At 38.7% G+C, this 17,215-nt stretch carries 16 protein-coding genes; 13 read left to right on the top strand and 3 right to left on the bottom strand.

Annotation, left to right across the window (positions count from 1 at the left end; all coding sequences use genetic code 11):
- The first annotated feature begins 10 nt into the window (after positions 1-10).
- The 11 genes from ACNARN_RS16810 (at position 11) to ACNARN_RS16760 (ending at position 11,851) form a co-directional block, all read left to right on the top strand.
- Entirely contained in the window at positions 11-910 is a 900-nt protein-coding gene (locus ACNARN_RS16810; protein WP_416304729.1) for a phage capsid protein, read from the top strand.
- 14 nt (positions 911-924) lie between these two features.
- Positions 925-2,196 (top strand): P22 phage major capsid protein family protein, encoded by a 1,272-nt coding sequence (locus tag ACNARN_RS16805; RefSeq protein WP_416304728.1) that lies wholly within the window; start codon positions 925-927, stop codon positions 2,194-2,196.
- A 53-nt stretch (positions 2,197-2,249) separates the two neighbouring features.
- Positions 2,250-2,441 carry a hypothetical protein gene (locus tag ACNARN_RS16800; protein ID WP_161723684.1) on the top strand — a complete coding sequence of 64 codons (192 nt, stop codon included), beginning with the start codon at positions 2,250-2,252 and terminating at the stop codon, positions 2,439-2,441.
- A complete protein-coding gene (locus ACNARN_RS16795; protein ID WP_416304727.1) occupies positions 2,422-2,904 on the top strand; it encodes a packaged DNA stabilization gp4 family protein in 483 nt (160 codons plus the stop codon). Before ACNARN_RS16800 ends, ACNARN_RS16795 begins: the two co-directional genes overlap by 20 nt.
- Entirely contained in the window at positions 2,876-4,657 is a 1,782-nt protein-coding gene (locus tag ACNARN_RS16790; protein WP_416304726.1) for a packaged DNA stabilization protein, read from the top strand. The genes ACNARN_RS16795 and ACNARN_RS16790 overlap by 29 nt, the downstream gene beginning before the upstream one ends.
- Positions 4,657-5,376 (top strand): phage tail protein, encoded by a 720-nt coding sequence (locus ACNARN_RS16785; RefSeq protein ID WP_416304725.1) that lies wholly within the window; start codon positions 4,657-4,659, stop codon positions 5,374-5,376. Before ACNARN_RS16790 ends, ACNARN_RS16785 begins: the two co-directional genes overlap by 1 nt.
- A complete protein-coding gene (locus tag ACNARN_RS16780) occupies positions 5,376-5,837 on the top strand; it encodes a DUF2824 family protein (protein ID WP_416304724.1) in 462 nt (153 codons plus the stop codon). Before ACNARN_RS16785 ends, ACNARN_RS16780 begins: the two co-directional genes overlap by 1 nt.
- Positions 5,831-6,490: a DNA transfer protein gene (locus tag ACNARN_RS16775; protein WP_416304723.1), complete on the top strand. Its 660-nt coding sequence runs from the start codon at positions 5,831-5,833 to the stop codon at positions 6,488-6,490. Before ACNARN_RS16780 ends, ACNARN_RS16775 begins: the two co-directional genes overlap by 7 nt.
- Entirely contained in the window at positions 6,490-7,935 is a 1,446-nt protein-coding gene (locus ACNARN_RS16770) for a phage DNA ejection protein (RefSeq protein ID WP_416304722.1), read from the top strand. The genes ACNARN_RS16775 and ACNARN_RS16770 overlap by 1 nt, the downstream gene beginning before the upstream one ends.
- Entirely contained in the window at positions 7,935-9,965 is a 2,031-nt protein-coding gene (locus ACNARN_RS16765; RefSeq protein WP_416304721.1) for a lytic transglycosylase domain-containing protein, read from the top strand. The genes ACNARN_RS16770 and ACNARN_RS16765 overlap by 1 nt, the downstream gene beginning before the upstream one ends.
- A gap of 113 nt (positions 9,966-10,078) precedes the next feature.
- A complete protein-coding gene (locus ACNARN_RS16760; RefSeq protein ID WP_416304720.1) occupies positions 10,079-11,851 on the top strand; it encodes a phage head-binding domain-containing protein in 1,773 nt (590 codons plus the stop codon).
- A gap of 35 nt (positions 11,852-11,886) precedes the next feature.
- On the opposite strand, the gene ACNARN_RS16755 is transcribed toward ACNARN_RS16760, so the two are convergent.
- The 3 genes from ACNARN_RS16755 to ACNARN_RS16745 form a co-directional block, all read right to left on the bottom strand.
- Positions 11,887-13,752, bottom strand: a complete 1,866-nt coding sequence (locus ACNARN_RS16755; protein ID WP_416304719.1) for an acyltransferase family protein — start codon at positions 13,750-13,752, stop codon at positions 11,887-11,889.
- Positions 13,753-13,813: 61 nt separating this feature from the next.
- Positions 13,814-14,044, bottom strand: coding sequence for a DNA polymerase III subunit theta (locus tag ACNARN_RS16750; RefSeq protein WP_416304718.1), 231 nt, complete (start codon positions 14,042-14,044; stop codon positions 13,814-13,816).
- 351 nt (positions 14,045-14,395) lie between these two features.
- Positions 14,396-15,007: a LysE family translocator gene (locus tag ACNARN_RS16745; protein WP_198626531.1), complete on the bottom strand. Its 612-nt coding sequence runs from the start codon at positions 15,005-15,007 to the stop codon at positions 14,396-14,398.
- Between the two features lie 269 nt (positions 15,008-15,276).
- On the opposite strand from ACNARN_RS16745, the gene ACNARN_RS16740 reads away from it, so the two are divergent.
- Both ACNARN_RS16740 and tmaR read left to right on the top strand, forming a co-directional pair.
- Positions 15,277-16,539, top strand: coding sequence for an MFS transporter (locus tag ACNARN_RS16740; RefSeq protein ID WP_196533121.1), 1,263 nt, complete (start codon positions 15,277-15,279; stop codon positions 16,537-16,539).
- Positions 16,540-16,795: 256 nt separating this feature from the next.
- Complete coding sequence (gene tmaR, locus ACNARN_RS16735) at positions 16,796-17,134, top strand: PTS system regulator TmaR (protein WP_036937771.1); 339 nt, start codon at positions 16,796-16,798, stop codon at positions 17,132-17,134.
- Positions 17,135-17,215 lie beyond the last annotated feature (81 nt).

The following is a 17,215-nucleotide window of genomic DNA, read 5'->3' as shown; positions in this document are numbered from 1 at the left end:
GGAGTAATAAATGGAAAGCGAACTGATCATTGATGGTCAGGTTGTACCTATGTCTGAAAATCAGGAATCACAACAGCAGGAAGCCTCAGAGCAATCAAAGCAAGTTAGTGAGAATAATGCCGCTAATAACGCCGAGACTGTTACTGATGATTCTGCTGAAGTAAAACCGGATCAGAGCGTCGAGCAGGAGCAAGATTACTCCTTGCAAATCGGCGATGAAGAAATCTCGTTGACTGATGAAGAAGATTTAATTGAAGACCAGTCTACAGCCAAATGGATTAAAGACCTTCGAAAAGGCTTTAAAGATACTCAGAAAGAAAACCGTGAACTAAAGCGCCAACTTGAGGAAATTACAGCCAAGCAAACGCAAGAGCCAGCGGTTAATCATAATGATGAAATACCTCAGAAGCCCACACTAGAGTCATGTGATTGGAGCGAAGAGGCATACGAAAAAGCATTAACTGATTGGTATGAGAAAAAAAGCCGTGCTGATCAGAGCAAAAAAGCCAAGGAGAAAGAGCAGCTCGACTATAAGGAAAAAATCCTTAAGCGACTGGAAGATCATAAGCAACGAGCATCTAAGTTACCTGTAAAAGATTACGCTGAGATGGAAGAGATTGTCACCAATGAAGTTCCTATCATCCATCAGGAAATCTTACTTAGAGCTGCCGATGAAGGTACAGAGCTAATTGCTTATGCACTTGGTAAGAATAAAGAATTGCGCCAGCGGCTTACAGCTGAGAAAGACCCAATACGTGCCGCATTCCTACTTGGTCAGCTTAGCCAGAAAGTTAAGTTAGCACCAAAACCAAAGAAAGCACCTAAACCTGAGCCGGAAGTTAAAGGTGGAGCGGGAAGCGTCACGACTGATGAATTAAACAAACTGTGCCCCGGCGCAATTATTGAATAAACAAGGTGTAAAACATGGCTAATAACTTAGATTCAAACGTAAGTCAGATTGTACTTAAAAAGTTTTTACCGGGCTTTATGTCCGACTTAGTTTTATGTAAGACAGTTGATCGCCAATTACTGGCTGGCGAAATTAACTCAAGCACTGGCGAAAGTGTCAGCTTTAAGCGCCCACATCAATTCAGCTCTGAGCGTACGGCTGATGGTGACATTACTGGTAAAGCAAAGAATGGTCTTATTTCAGGTAAGGCTACTGGCCGCGTTGGTAATTATATCACTGTCGCTGTTGAGTGGGCTCAAGTTGAAGAAGCATTAAAGTTAAATCAGTTAGACCAAATCTTAGCGCCAATTCATGCTCGAATGGTTACTGACCTTGAGACTGAATTAGCTCACTTCATGATGAATAATGGTGCACTGTCACTTGGCACGCCAAACTCACCAATTGCCAAATGGTCAGATGTTGCTCAGACAGCTACCTTCTTGAAAGATATCGGCATTAAAGCTGGTGATAATTACGCAGTGATGGATCCTTGGTCTGCTCAACGTCTCGCTGATGCTCAAACTGGCTTGCATGCGTCTGACCAATTAGTGCGCACAGCGTGGGAAAATGCACAAATTCCGGGTAACTTTGGCGGCATCAAAGCTCTAATGTCAAACGGCTTAGCATCTCGTGAGCAAGGTGATTTTGGCGGAACGCTGACTGTTAAAACAGCTCCAACAGTGGATTACACTGCCATTAAAGATTCCTATCAGTTCACTGTTACTCTTACTGGCGCAACAGCAAGCAAGACTGGATTCTTTAAGGCTGGTGATCAGATTAAATTTACTGCAACACATTGGTTAAATCAGCAAAGCAAGCAAACTCTGTATAACGGTTCTACTGCAATCAGTTTCACCGCCACCGTTCTTGAAGATGCAAACTCTGATGGTACTGGTGATGTCACTATTAAACTTTCTGGTGTTCCGGTGTATGACGCAGTAAACAAACAGTACAACGCAGTTGATCGCAAAGTAGCAGCAGGTGATGAGGTTGTAGTGATCGGCACTGCTAAGCAGCAAATGAAGCCTAATCTGTTCTTTAATAAAATGTTCTGTGGCTTGGGCACTATCCCACTGCCAAAATTACACAGCATTGATTCAGCAGTGGCCACATATGAAGGTTTCTCTATCCGCGTACACAAATATGCTGATGGCGATGCTAACAAGCAAATGATGCGTTTCGACTTGCTACCTGCTTATGTGTGCTTCAATCCACACTTTGGAGGTCAATTCTTCGGAAACGTATAATACCATCGTTGTTTATTTGGGGGCTTCGGCTCCCTTTTTTATTTGAGGTAAATATGGAACGTAAAAGCGTTTTCGCATGGGCTAACAATGATAATGGTTATGTACAGGCCGTCATTGTGGCTAGTGATTTTCCTGCATTTAAGGAACTTGGCTTCGTCGCTTCGGTTGATGAGGTCATTAAGCCAGAAGTAAAGAAATCTAAGGCAACTAAGAAGGCAGAAACAAATGGCAATGACACTGACTAAAGGTGAAGTTGTTCTATTTGCGTTACGTAAGGCTGGCGTTGCTTCCGACGCGACGCTAACTGATGCTGAGCCGCAATCGGTAGAGGATGGTATTCATGATCTAGAAGATATGATGTCCGAACTACAAATAACATTTGGTGATTTGGGTTATAAGTTTTCACTAGAAGATGAGCAACCAGCACCAGGTGATGATTCTGGCTTACCTCGCAAATACAAACAAGCTATCGGCTACCAATTGTTACTCAGGATATTAACTGATTACGGGCTAGAGCCAACACAAAGACAAGAGGCATCAGCATCTTCTTCTTATGATGCATTATTACTTGATACGCTTAAGGTTCCATCTATTGATAGGCGTGGGGATATGCCAGTTGGTCAAGGTAATAAATACACAGCTTTAGGCGTAGATAACTATTACGTCGAGAGGGGGTTTAATGCCACAGGTAAAGATTCCACTGGCTAGGGGTTTGCGAAAAGACCCGCACACAGCAGATTACATCGATGGTCTGCCAGTCAATATGTTAGCGACACCGAAAGAGGTATTGAATGCGTCCGGTTATTTGCGCTCATTCCCTGCATTAGAAAAGCGTCATAGTGTTGATGGTGTATCTCGTGGCGTTCAGTACAACACGAAAAACAACACGGTCTATCGTGTGTGTGGTAATAAGCTTTATCGAGGACAGAATGCCATTGCTGACATTCAAGGTAAAGACAGGGTGACTATGGCGCACTCTGGTTACAGTCAAGCGGTGGCGTCAGGCGGTAAGTTAAAACTCTATCGCTATGACGGTGAGGTCAAGGAGTTATCTAACTGGCCAGAGGAAGAGGTAATTACTGAAGGCTATAAGCGTGACGTTAAAAAATGGACTCACAAAGAAGGAAATGATGATTTCGTTCCACTCACAAAGGGTGATCTGGATGGGTTCTTAACGTTAAAAATCACGCCTAAAACTTCTGATGGTAAAACCGGTAATGAGATGCTTATTACTGAGCAAATGGTGGGCGTTAAATTATCTCAGCAGGAAGATGACGAGAAACCTTATCTTACTGACGTTCTAGTCGAAGGTGTTAAGCGTGCAGGCGGTAAAATTACAGTCACGTATAAAATGAACCTTGCTAAATCTAGCGAACAAACAGCCAAAGACGTTACTGAATTTGTAATGACACAAGAAGTGTTAGAGGTAGTTGAAAGATATCCTCAATACGAATTAGGTGATGTTGTTGATGTTGCTCGTAACCGAGGTCGTTACATTTGGTTACAGAAAGGTGGTGAAAGGTTTGGTGTTACTGACTTAGAAGATGAGTCAAAGCCTGATCGCTATCGTCCATTTTACACCGCTGAATCTCAACCCGACGGCATCATTGCTGTCGATTCTTGGCGTGACATGGTGCTTTGTTTTGGTTCGTCAACCATCGAATATTTTACCATTACAGGTTCAACGAGTGCGTCACAAGTAATATATGCGCCACAGCCATCCTATATGGTTCAGATGGGTATTGCTGGTCGTGATGCTAAGTGTAAGTTCGGGGAATCATTTGCATTCATCAGCAACCCAGCAAACGGAGCGCCATCTGTCTATATCCTTGGTTCTGGTTCTGCCAGTCAAATATCTACTGCAAGTATTGATAAGATCATTCGTAGTTATACATCAGACGAGTTATCACATGCGGCTCTTGAGACTATTCGCTTCGATGGTCATGAGTTACTCATTGTTCACTTACATCGCCACACACTTTGCTTTGACGCAGCGGGAAGCCTGCAATATCCGCAGTGGTGCATTCTAAAGTCTGGACTGTATGACGAAACCTATCGTGCAATTGATTTTATGTATGAAGGTAATCAAATCACTGTTGCGGATAAAACCGAGGGGATTGTTGGAAATCTTGCCTTCAATAAATCATCTCAGTATGACAAGCAGGTAGAGCATATTCTATACACTCCTATGGCTAAAGCCGATAACGCAAGGGTGTTCGATTTAGAGCTTGGGGCATCAACAGGCGTCGCCCAGATTGCTGATAGGTTATTTCTCTCTGCAACGACTGATGGCATTAACTTTGGTCGTGAGCAAATTATTGAACAAAACTCACCATTCCAATATGACCGCCGTGTGTTATGGCGACGAGTAGGAAGAGTGAGAAAGAATATAGGGTTTAAGGTTCGCGTTATTACTAAGTCACCTGTAACACTGAGCGATCTATCGATGAGGGTTGAATAATGGCAAGTGAAAACCTTTCTAAACCCATAGAAATTCAATCCGCTTATATTGTTCCAGATATCCTACCTACTAATTTCAGTGAAGCATATCGACGCATAGTACTTAGCGGTGCTGATGATATGGCAAAGGTAGCTGGTCGTGCAAATGAGGCTGGTGCTGAGGCTTTTGATGCTCAATCTAGAAATGATGAGCAAGATATTGTTCTTGAAGATCATGAAGAGAGAATTGGAAAAGCTGAAACAAAGATAGAGATACATGAACAACGACTAAATGATCATGAATTAAGAATTACTTCTGCTGAAGAAAAGATAATTGAGCATGAAATCAGGCTTAATGACATTGACGTTAAAGTTGAAAATCATGAACAGCGAATAACAACCGCCGAAAGTGACATTGATTCTTTAACCGAAAAAACAGCAGAGATTGATGCAGATTATGTGTCACTGTCGAAGTTGACCAAGCAAACTCTTAAATCTCCTATCGATGTTTCAGCATCCTACTCAGTAAACGGAACTAAAGTTGTTGGCACTCGTGTTACTGGCTTTACATCAGCAACGGGTACAGCACTTAAGGGATCGTTTAATGCTAACCAGTCCTACTCATTCAGTGCTGATTACACTCGGTCAGAAATACAAACCCTAGCAAATGGGTTAATTGAGGCTAGACAGAGAATCAAGGCGCTAGAAGATGCACTTCGCTCACACGGATTAATAGACTAATGGAAATTAAAATTATTAATAACCCTATTCGGCTATCTGAGTTTTTAAATGATAAGTCGAACACGGGAAATATCGTTGATAGCAATGATCAGTACTTCATTAAACCCGATGCGCTTTACTTGGGTATTTATGAAGGAGTTCTATTGGTTGGTGTTTTCGAGGTGCGTAATTTTTGGCATGCAGTTGTTGAGTGTCACGCCATCTTTGATGTTGGATTCCGTGGTAAATACGCCTTTGATGCACACAAATTATTCTGCAAATGGTTACTGGAAAACAGTCAATTCACTAACTCAGTAACTATGGTTCCCGATACCACAAAATACGGTCGCGTTATTGTGAAAATGCTTGGTGCTACACGTGTCGGTCATTTAGATGATGCATATATGAGTAATGGCAGACCAGTAGGTGTCACCATCTATCAACTCAAACGCGAACAGTACGAGGAGTTATTAAAATGCTGATTATTTCAGAGAAATTCAGAAAATCACTGCTACCAATGCATGGATATATGAAAGGTGGCGGTGATGGTGGTGCAGGCGCTCAAGCTGATGCGACTCGTGAAGCCACGGCGTTACAGCGTGAAATGTGGCAGACGAACATGCAAAACCTTGCGCCGTTTACGCCGCTTGCTCAGCAATACATTGGTCAATTGCAAAACTTATCTTCTTTAGAAGGTCAAGGTCAAGCATTAAACCAATACTACAACTCTCAAGCATTTAACGATTTATCAGGGCAGGCAAGATACCAACAATTACAAGGTGCGGAAGCCTCTGGCGGATTGGGTTCAACAGCAACAAGCAATCAACTTGCATCTATCGCCCCTACGCTTGGACAAGGTTGGTTGGCTGACCAAATGAATAACTACCAGAACTTAGCCAACGTTGGTCTTGGTGCTTTGCAGGGGCAGGCTAGTGCCGGTCAAAACTACGCAAACAATATGGGGCAATTGCTACAACAAAATGCAAATGCTCAAGCAGCTATGGCTAATCGACCGTCGCAATTTCAGCAAGGGATCACAGGTGGCTTAGGTGGTGCAATGGCTGGAGCATCTATTGGTGGCCCATGGGGCGCTGCAATTGGTGGCGGACTTGGATTGCTTGGAGGATTATTCTAATGGCAACTTGGCAGCCTAGTAATGGAGCTGGTTTTTTAGGTTCTATTGGCTTAAATAATTCAAACGCGCCTCAAGCAAGTGACGCAAACTTCGTAGTTGATTCTATCAATAGAAGTAATGAGATAGCCCGATCTGGTGGTAACAATACTCTATTGCAAGGTTTGCAGGGTCTGAAAGGAATTAAAGACACCATCGGAGAATACCAAGCACAGGAGAGGCTAGGTGAATTCCAAAAAGCATGGGGTGAGGCGTACGCAAATAGTGATCGTGATGGGATGAGGCAACTACTAGCTACTTATCCAGAGTATGCTCAGGCTATTACTGGTGGTATGCAAGGCGTTTCCGCTGATGTTCGCGAATCCTTGGGTAACTTATCATCTGGCTATCGCAATGCGGTGATGAATGGTAATGCTACTGATTATGTTAGACAGAATGCTGATACATTCCGTCGCCTTGGCATCGACCCTGTGGAGGCGGTTTCTATTGCAGAGAAAGACCCTAAAGCGGCTGTCCAATTAGCAGATCACATTGGCATGTCATCACTCGGAATTGATGATTACTTTAACTTGCAAGATAAACAACTTGGCAGACAGATTGACCAAGGCCGTTTAGATGAGCAAATCAGAAGCAATCAAGCTGGCGAAGCACTAACAAGAGAAGGTCATCAGATACAGGTTCGTGGCCAGAACATATCCGCTCAAAACTCCATGCGATCAGCTAGCTCAGCAGGTAGTAAACCAGCGGCAGTTCAGGAGTATGAGTACATGATGACGCTTTCACCTGAACAACGTAAACAGTTCTTGGCGCTAAAAGGCAAATCTGGAACTGAAATGCAACAAGCTCAACTGGCTAATGGTCAGACTGTGATGATAGATCCTAATGCACAAGGCGCTGGTGATTCCAAATATTACAAAGGGTTTGATGCGAACGGCAATGTGGTAACTATTCCTGTTAACGCTTTATCTAGTGTGTCATCTACTGCTGGAACAGCATCAAGCACGAGAATGAATGAGGATTTATCTTTAATTGCAAATGCTCCAGCCTCTCAGCTAAATGCAATAACTGGTGTTACTGGAGGTACAGGGACAGCACCGATTACCGCAGATGCAGGGACTAGGACGGTAAATAAAGATGCAAGGGCTCTTTATAATGCTGCTCAACGCATTCAAGGTAACATGCAGAATCAAGGTATTGGCGCAGCTAGAGAGATGGGTGCAAGTGGCATCAATACTGTCGCTGAGGCTAAGATGTTCTTCCAGTCCATGCCGCAACTTGATTACTCTAGCCCAGAAGCATTGCAAAACTCAGTTAAGATAATCGATCAGTATACAAAGGCATTCAACTCTAAAAATAATGCCAATTTAAGCTCACCAGCAAGTCAGCAACCAACACAACAAGCGCCCGCTAATAATCAAGGTGGGTATTCTAATCTCTGGGGTGGGTAATGGCTAAACCATGGAAAGAGGTGATCTCGTCACCTGAGTATCAATCACTATCTAACGAACAAAAGGTATCAGCACAGGAGCAATATTTTAATGAAGTAGTTGCTCCAAATGTTGGTAACGACGTAGATAACGCAAGACAACAGTTTTATAACTCATACCCACTTCCTCAATCACAACCAGAACAAGCAACCCAACCATCACAACCAGAAAACAGCTATATCGCTGGCATGAAACAAGCTAATCAGAACCTTTCACAAGGGTTACAGCAAACGTCTGATGATGCTAAAGGTTTTCGTGAAAATGTGATAGATGCTTTTACGGGTGAAAGTAAGATGACTCCTGAAGTTCAAGGGCTAGAAGGGATCATGTCTTCGCCAGAAATGAATGCATTTAATACTGATGCAATGAAAGCGGCTTGGGTACAAATGTTCGGTAATGATAACGACTTTGTAAAAGTCATCAGCAATATGGGGGGGCAAGTATCTCAAGATGAGAAGGGTAACTTACTTGTTGATTTACCTTCGGGTCGCTACGCATTAAATAAGCCAGGTCTATCATCTGAAGATGTCATTCCATTTATTGCGAACGCAGTTGCATTCACTCCAGCGGCTAGAGCGCCAACAGTGTTAGGTGCTACTGCAAAATCAGCAGGTACAGATTTAGCTCTACAATCGTCTGTTAATATGGCAGGTGGTGGTGATATTAACCCATTACAAACAGCATTATCAGCAGGGCTTGGGGGTGGGTTTAAAGCAGCAGAGAAACTTGTTAATAGTGGTTATCGAGTAGCAACAGGTAAGCCAACTCAAGAGGCATCTGAATTGTCTGAATTTGCTAAGCAGAATAATGTTCCTTTATACACGACTGATGTTGTACCCCCGCAATCAAAAACCGGTAGGCTGGCTCAAGGAGCTGCTGAAAACATTCCTTTTGCTGGTACGGCAGGTTTGCGATCAAATCAACAAGAGGCGAGGAGTAAACTTGTTCGTGATTTCGCAGACAGGTTTGGCGAGTACGATCCTAGCCAAGTTGTTGAGAGTTTGAAGCGAAAAACATCAACAATAAAACAGGCGGCTGGTGAAAGGTTAGAATCAATCCAGAATGCGTTATCTGGCGTGCCCATTACACCTAACCGAGCAATAAACCAGATTGATAGCGAAATAGCAAAACTGTCTAAACTTGGTGAGGTTGCTGATACGCAAACCATTTCAAAATTGCAGTCTTACAGGAATGAGCTTGCATCCGGTAATGTTGATATTTCTCAATTAAGAGACTTAAGGACTCAATTTAGACAAGACGTTAAGGGTGAAAGAATGGCTATGCCTAATCGCTCTGATGCTGCGATAAATAGAGTTTATAAAGCCATGTCTGATGATGCTGGTGATGCAATATCAACAAACTTAGGTGCTGACGCTTTACGCAAGTATAACCAAGCTAATTCTATCTATGCAGATGAAGCTAATAAAATATTAAATACTAGATTGAAGAGCATCTTAACCAAAGGTGATTTAACGCCAGAGGTGGTTAACAATATTTTATTCAGCAAAAACAGATCTGAAATTAGGAGCTTGTATAACTCAGTTGACACTCGTGGACGCGCTCAAATGAGGAATGCCATTATTGGTAAAGCAATTGAGAAAGCTGGTGACTCTCCCGATCAGTTCTTGAGGCAACTAAATATCATGTCAAACCAAACTGGAATAGCATTTAGAGGTCAAGAAGCTATTTATATAAATGGGTTGAAGAAGTATTTAGAAGCTACACGTCAAGCGTCAAAAGCTGGTATCACAACGCCAACTGGTCAGCAAGCAATCCCTTTCATACTTGGTTTAGGCGCGGCCATAAAACCATCAACGGCAATTGGTGCCGGAACTTATGGCGCACTAGCTCGCATTTATGAAAGCAAACCGGCTAGAGAAGCAGTGATGAGATTGGCAGGAACGCCAGCAGGAACAAGTAAGTTTGAAAAAGCTGTCTCTACAATATCACAAAGTTTAAGTGCTAGCTCGCAGGAAGAAGTCAGGAACTAATCAATTAGGCTATGGACAACCTACAAAATAACAATACCGCTTAATTGCGGTTTTTTTACGTCCAAAATACACCAGTTTTAATCTGGTGCGACCACTCACACTTGGAGAAAGCAATGTCAGATATTATCCCTAATGTCGTCGTGTCAATGCCATCACAATTATTCACTCTCGCAAGGAAATTCCAAGCTGCGAGCAACGGAAAAATTTATATCGGTAAGATTGATACCGACCCGACCATTCCTGAAAACCAAATTCAAGTTTATTTAGAGAATGAAGATGGTTCTCATATTCCAGTTCCTCAGCCTTTAATCATTAATCAGGCTGGCTTCCCTGTTTATAATGGTCAGATTGCTAAGTTTGTAACAGTTGAAGGTCACAGTATGGCTGTGTATGACAGTTATGGTGTTCAGCAACATTATTACACTAACGTTCTTAAGTATGACCCTGACCAATTAAGACAGGAGCTAGAGAGTAGCGCTGGGGCTAGCCTGGTAAACACCGCAACAGGAATGTCAGTGCAGAAATATATTGATGGGTTAACATTAACAACAAAACAACTCAATATAACGAACTCAGATCAACTGGTTTCTGCACTAAGTGAACACGGTGCGATTATTGTTAATTCCGACGTTATTATTGATAAATATACAATTATTCCATCACATTCCAATGTCATAAATGGGGGTGGGTTATTTAGGCTGGTTAATAGTGACTCGTGCATTTCAATTCGACCTAACGTTAAATTTGATTGTGATATCTATGATACATCGGATACTCCACTGAGTATTTCTGCTATTCATATAGATGGAAAAATAGATAATCCAAGGTGGTATGTCGGTGAACATGAAACAAAAATAAAGTCATTTATTCGATCCAATAAAAGATTAGGTATAGCTGTTTTTTTTGATGGTGTAAGTGAAAGCAATAAAAGGGCGTTAATATCAGGAGTTGAGATTGACGTAGTGGTATCTAGATTTGAATATGCATGTTTAATGAAAGCAGATCATAGCAAATATGGTATTCAGGATGAACGCAAGACTTACATAACATCAAATAGAGTTTCTGTTGTTTCTGGAGGATCTACGTATTGTTTAAAAGAGCTTTATTCATCGGATGTTAAACCAATCCTTGAAGAGATAGGCGGGAATGTCTTTTATTTAGAACATCAAACTGTTATTGAAACACATTACCCACTGCACTCTGTTGGTAGGTTAAGTATTTATGAATGCAACTTTTGGGATAGTCATGTTGCTGAAAATACTGATCAAATTATTGTGTCTGGAAATGATAATTATATATTCGGGGCTAATTTACCTAGCAGAAGAAGTAAATATGTATCAATAACTGGTGAGCGAAATTATTATCACGGCGTTACGTACGGCAAGCCGGAGACAAGTGTAAACTCCCTAATGATCAACGACACTGCTCATTTTTTATGGGGTGGCGCTAGATTACCACTATCATCATTGCTAGATACCACATCCAATGATATTGCCGTTAAGGGGGAGTCATCATCTCAAGGAAATGTCATTTTTGATAAAAAAATAAAAGATGCGATGTTGAAATCACCAATATCTATTGATGTGTCAACGGTTTTTGAAATGCTTGATTCAAATTCAACTGCAAATATTGTTTTAACAATAAATGGTTATAACTTTTATTTAAATGGAACATCGAAAGTTATTTCATTTAATCTAAAAGTAGTGGCTAATAAAGATAAGGTTAAAATATATGGCAATGTAAACAACTCTACTCATCGAGTTGAAAGATTTGGTCGATCAGATAATGACGACATATCAATAAAAATGGTTGTGTATTCAAATAAAGCTGATAAATCAGGTGAATTGATTTTTCATGAAGCGAAAATAAATTTCTTCCAAGTATAATATACAACCCCCAACATTAAATCGGGGGTTGTGTTTTATTTAATATCTTTCATTGGGTTTCCGTATTTTTTTACATATTCTTTGGCTATTAATTCTGAACCAAGTAAATTTAGATGACCATTATCCCTATATAAGACTGTTCCATTTATAGATGAGGAACAATAAATACCATGACACAAAACATCATTTATATTAATAATTGTAACGTTATTGTTGTCTTTGTATTTTTCATATAAAAAGTAATCTTGGTTGTTTTTTGCCATATATTTATTTGAACTAATATCTACACCAGATAGTTTCGCTTTTTTTAACTCTGAAAAGTCAATGCTATTATTAGATATAACAAGGAAAACATGAGTTCCATTTTTTATAAAATCATTTATCATTGAATAGACCTCATTTCTATAATTATTAGTGATGATATTTCCGTTATCATCAAATAAATTATTTTTGCTTGTGTTTTTCTCATACTCAGGCCAGTTTGATGAGATAACTACATATTTGTATTTCTTTGCCTCGTTGTTGTATTTTTTAGTCCATTCAGACTTTCTTACATTTAAAGATTCACCAAATGATACACCAGGGATTGGTGGAACCCATTGTATTGTTTTCTCTTGAAATTTAAGGCCAGCATCTTTTGCCAAATAGCCGATGAAAGAACTCAATGAATTCGCATGAGAGTCACCGATGAGCAATCCTGAAATACTTGATGATTCATCTCCAACGTTACAAATATCTAAATACTGCATATTGTAAGAATTGAAACAATCTTTTTTATAAATATCTGCCATGTATTTTTCATCAAATTCATTTTCTTGCTTATTGTAAGTGTTAGATAAATACATTGAAATAGCCATTAATATAGTTGGTATAAAAACAAATATAAATATTGATTTTGATAAACCTATTTTTAAATTTCGTGTTTTTTTCTCCACGAAATGATAGCTAAATGATGATAGTAGCAATATAGAAAATAAAGATAATGTGGTATTTATTTCACCAAATGGCTTATAGATTACAAACAAAACAATTATAGGCCAGTGCCAAAGATATATTGAATACGACAATCTGCCAATGTAATTCACTGGTTTTAAGGATAGTAATTTACCAACAAATGAGGTCTCTTTAGATAAAATAACTATGCTAGCACCAATGCATGGTATTAATGCATTATAACTAGGGAATGAAGATAAGCTATTTAGATAGAATGATGGCAATATGATAAGTAGTAAACCAATTATTGATACTACTTCATAATTTATAGGCTTGATTTTTTTACTAATAAAATAAGTACTTGAACCGATTAAGAGTTCAAACGCTCTTGACCATATCATATAATACGCTTGAGTTTTATCATAACTAACCAAATAAAATGAAACAATAAAACTAATAACAAGTAACGCTAATATTGGTTTAATTGATTTTATATTCACCTTATAAGATAAATATAAAACAATAGGCAATATAAAATAGAATTGCTCTTCTACGCCAAGAGACCAAGTGTGAAGCATTGGCATTGACGATGAGTCCATACCAAAATAATCTCCAGCAACAAAGTAAAAAAATATATTACTAAATGATAGTTGAGCTGATATCGCGCTCTCTACAAGCAGGTTAAAATCTGAATTTATTAATATAAAATAACCTGATACAACGGTGAATAGCGATACAATAGCAAGATTAGGAGCTATTCTTTTTACTCTTCTATTATAAAAATTACTAAAGCTAAAATTTTTCTCCTCTAACCCTCTGCTAATTATTCCTGTGATTAAAAATCCAGAGATGACAAAAAACACATCAACTCCAATGAAACCACCAGGAACATTAAAACCTGCATGATATAGAACGACTAGTGCAACAGCAACCGCTCTCAAACCATCAATATCTGCTCTATAATTCAAAACAAGATCTCGCTAATAATTTAAATTTTTCAAATATTATCACTTAAACTAAATTTAGTAATCATTCCACCTTCAAATACTGCACTGAATTACCATCTGGCAACCCCTTTCTTCTCTCACGATAAAACGCTAGTCGTTCATTAAAGTACACTCTCAAATGTTCTGGTTGTTGTCGTTCAACTTCGGACGCAACAACTGGCATATTGAGTCGCTCTTTATATGCGACACCACTTGCGGCCAAATCGACATTGATTTTGTCTTTTTCTTCTTGAGTTAGGTTTGCTAGGTTCATAACGGATCCGGTTAGTTTTTGGAGAGTGTAGCAGGGTGTGGAATTAAAAATGAGTAGGTGGTATAAAAGTATCACCTTTCTTTTTATTAATTCAAAATTATCTCCAATTCTTGCTGTGAGTACAGAATTGAGTACCAAATAAATCACCACTATAAATAAATTATTAAATATCAGCTAATTAAAATAAATTCACATAGTCATGAACGTAAAATGTGGGCGTTTTCGCTGAATTAGACAAGGTTTCCTACCGTAAATTTATTGATGATTTTTTTTAAATCATTACTCAATGAGTTGTATTGGGTTTAATTAAGACCATGGTAAACCATAATGCGGTAAACGTGAAATGTCAGATCAAAGCGTGCTTATGTAGTGTTTAATATAAGGTGTTGCTGTGAGAATAAGTAGGAGCGTACCCCCGCTAATATTGATTACTTTTTTCATAGTAACAATATTGATTTTTTGTGATGACAATAAAATAAAACTACAGCAAGCAATTAGCCAGATACTCATCATGAAAATATGAATAGAAGATAAAGCAAGATAATTACCTAGTGTTGGCGTCGCACCAGCATAACTAGAAACAACCACAAGATATAACATAATTGCTTTAGGATTAAGCACATTAGCAATATAAGCTGTTTTGATAGAGACTTTTTGATGAATAATTGTGGTGTTTTTGGAGGCTTTTAATCCAGAACGTATCAAAGAAATTCCAAGATAAATTAAATACAAGTTACCAAGAATAGTTAATACCATAAAAGTAGAAGGGGACGAAACTAATAATTTTGTTATTCCTAATCCGACCAAAAGCCCGTGAGTAATAATGCCTAATGCGGTGCCTATAATAGTGATCAATAACCCTTTTATGCCATAGGTTAAGGTGTTATCTAAAGCAATTGTAAAACTTGCACCCGGTGAGATAATTATCGGCAGTAACGTAATAATAAAACCAAGTATATCCATAGTATTGTCTTAGATAGTTTTAAGCGAATTATGGAGGACACTGTTATTTTAACAAAGGAGATTAAAGAAAAGGGATTATATGATGCCTTTTCGTGCGTTTTACTGTCAGTAATGGCAATAAAAGATAAAGGTAGATCTAGAGCACATAACTCAAGTTGTTAACGTTAACTTATGTGCCTTATGTCACATTAAAGCGATATAATTGTTTGTGAACTTAAAAGTTAACGTTAACATTTAAGGGTGAAATGACTTTATAAGGCGCTCAACCAATGAACAAAGACTCAAAAAAATACTATGCGATCTTAAGTGCGCTGTTGTTTTTCTTCTTTTTTACCTGGTCTTCATCCTTTTCATTAGTTTCTATTTGGTTAAATCAGTATGTAGGATTAAAAGCGACAGATACTGGATTGATATTCTCTGCAATTTCTCTGATTGCGTTATGTGCTCAACCTCTATATGGCTTTATTCAAGATAAATTAGGACTAAGAAAGAATTTATTATTAGTGATTGCAGTATTACTTATTCTTTCTGGACCATTTTTTCTAGGTTTCGCATCAATACTTCGCTGGAATATTTTTGTTGGCTCCATTTTGGGAGGTTTATATGTAGGTATGACATTTAATGCGGGGATTGGTGTATTAGAGTCATATACAGAGCGTGTTAGTCGTATTCGTGGTTTTGAATACGGTAGGGCGAGAATGTGGGGATCGCTAGGTTGGGCATCTGCAACATTTATTGCAGGACACAATATAAACATCGATCCTAATTATAATTTTGTGATGGCTTCTATTTCTGGTGTTGTGTTCTTAATTCTTTTAACACTTTTAAAAACAGATAAATCAGACGCATTTAATCAATTAGAGCATGGGAAAACATCGGCTATTACCATAAAAGACGCACTGAATTTACTTTCATTGCCTCGTTTTTGGGCGCTTATTTTATTTGTTATTGGTACCTGTGTTTATGGAGTTTATGACCAACAGTTTCCCGTCTTTTTCTCATCGCAATTTGCAACCTTACAGCAGGGTAATGAGATGTACGGATATCTGAATTCATTGCAGGTATTCTTAGAAGCTGGTGGTATGTTTGTCGCGCCTTTTCTGGTCAATAGAATAGGTGCTAAAAACGGCTTATTACTGGCAAGCAGTGTTATGGCGGCACGTATTATTGGCTCAGGACTAGTCGAAGGTCCAGTCTTGATCTCTTGTATGAAATTATTACATGCTGTTGAGTTACCTATTTTATTAATTTCAATTTTTAAATATAACAGTCAACACTTTGACAAACGTTTATCTTCAACACTCTATTTAGTCGGTTTTCAATGTGTTAGCTCTATTGTTGCTACATTATTATCTCCATTAGCGGGTTATGGTTATGATCATTATGGTTTTGCACCAACCTATATGGTGATGGGATGTATTGTGATAGGGACAACACTTTTCTCAGCAGTGTTTTTACGTTCAGACGCGAAAGCATTACTGCCACTTGATGGCTTACAACATGAAGATCAAAATAAAGCACAGCCTATTTAATCGCTGATTAATTTATCCTTTGTAGTATCGATTTGGGCTACCAGTAAAAATGTGTAGCCATTTTTTTATCATTAATTAAGTGAACATTTACGGGTTAAAGAATGTTGACTATATTTATTAATGTATATCATCCTAATTAATTGTTAATTAAGCAAAATCAATTAAATTTGTAAACTTTGCTTGTTTATTGACACGATTAAGCGATAATCTTAAACAGAACTATTTATCTTAAATATCAATTGTAAAGGTGTAGGAAATGGATAACGCAAACAAGCCGTCTTTCCAAAACGTACTGGAGTTTGTGCGTATGTATCGTCGTAAAAACAAAATCCGTCGTGAGATCACTGACAATGAGAAAAAGATCCGTGATAACCAAAAACGTGTTCTTTTGTTAGACAACTTAAGTGAATACATTAAACCGGGTATGTCGATTGAAGATGTACTGGGTATTATTGCTAATATGCGTAGTGACTATGACGATCGTGTTGACGATTACATTATTAAAAATGCCGATCTGTCTAAAGAGCGCCGTGAATTATCTAAGCAGTTAAAAGCTATGGGTGAAATTAAAAATCTTCCTGATCTAAAAGACTGATTGTTTTACTAAGAATAAGAAATCGAAGGCCTCTGAATTGAATATTCAGGGGCTTTTTTATGTTGGCTTAATAAATACTCA

The sequence above is a fragment of the Proteus sp. TSJ240517 genome (genome assembly GCF_047921575.1).
Lineage (GTDB): Bacteria > Pseudomonadota > Gammaproteobacteria > Enterobacterales > Enterobacteriaceae > Proteus.
The sequence above is the reverse complement of the archived record's forward strand: the minus strand, read 5'-3'. Positions and strand labels throughout refer to the sequence as shown.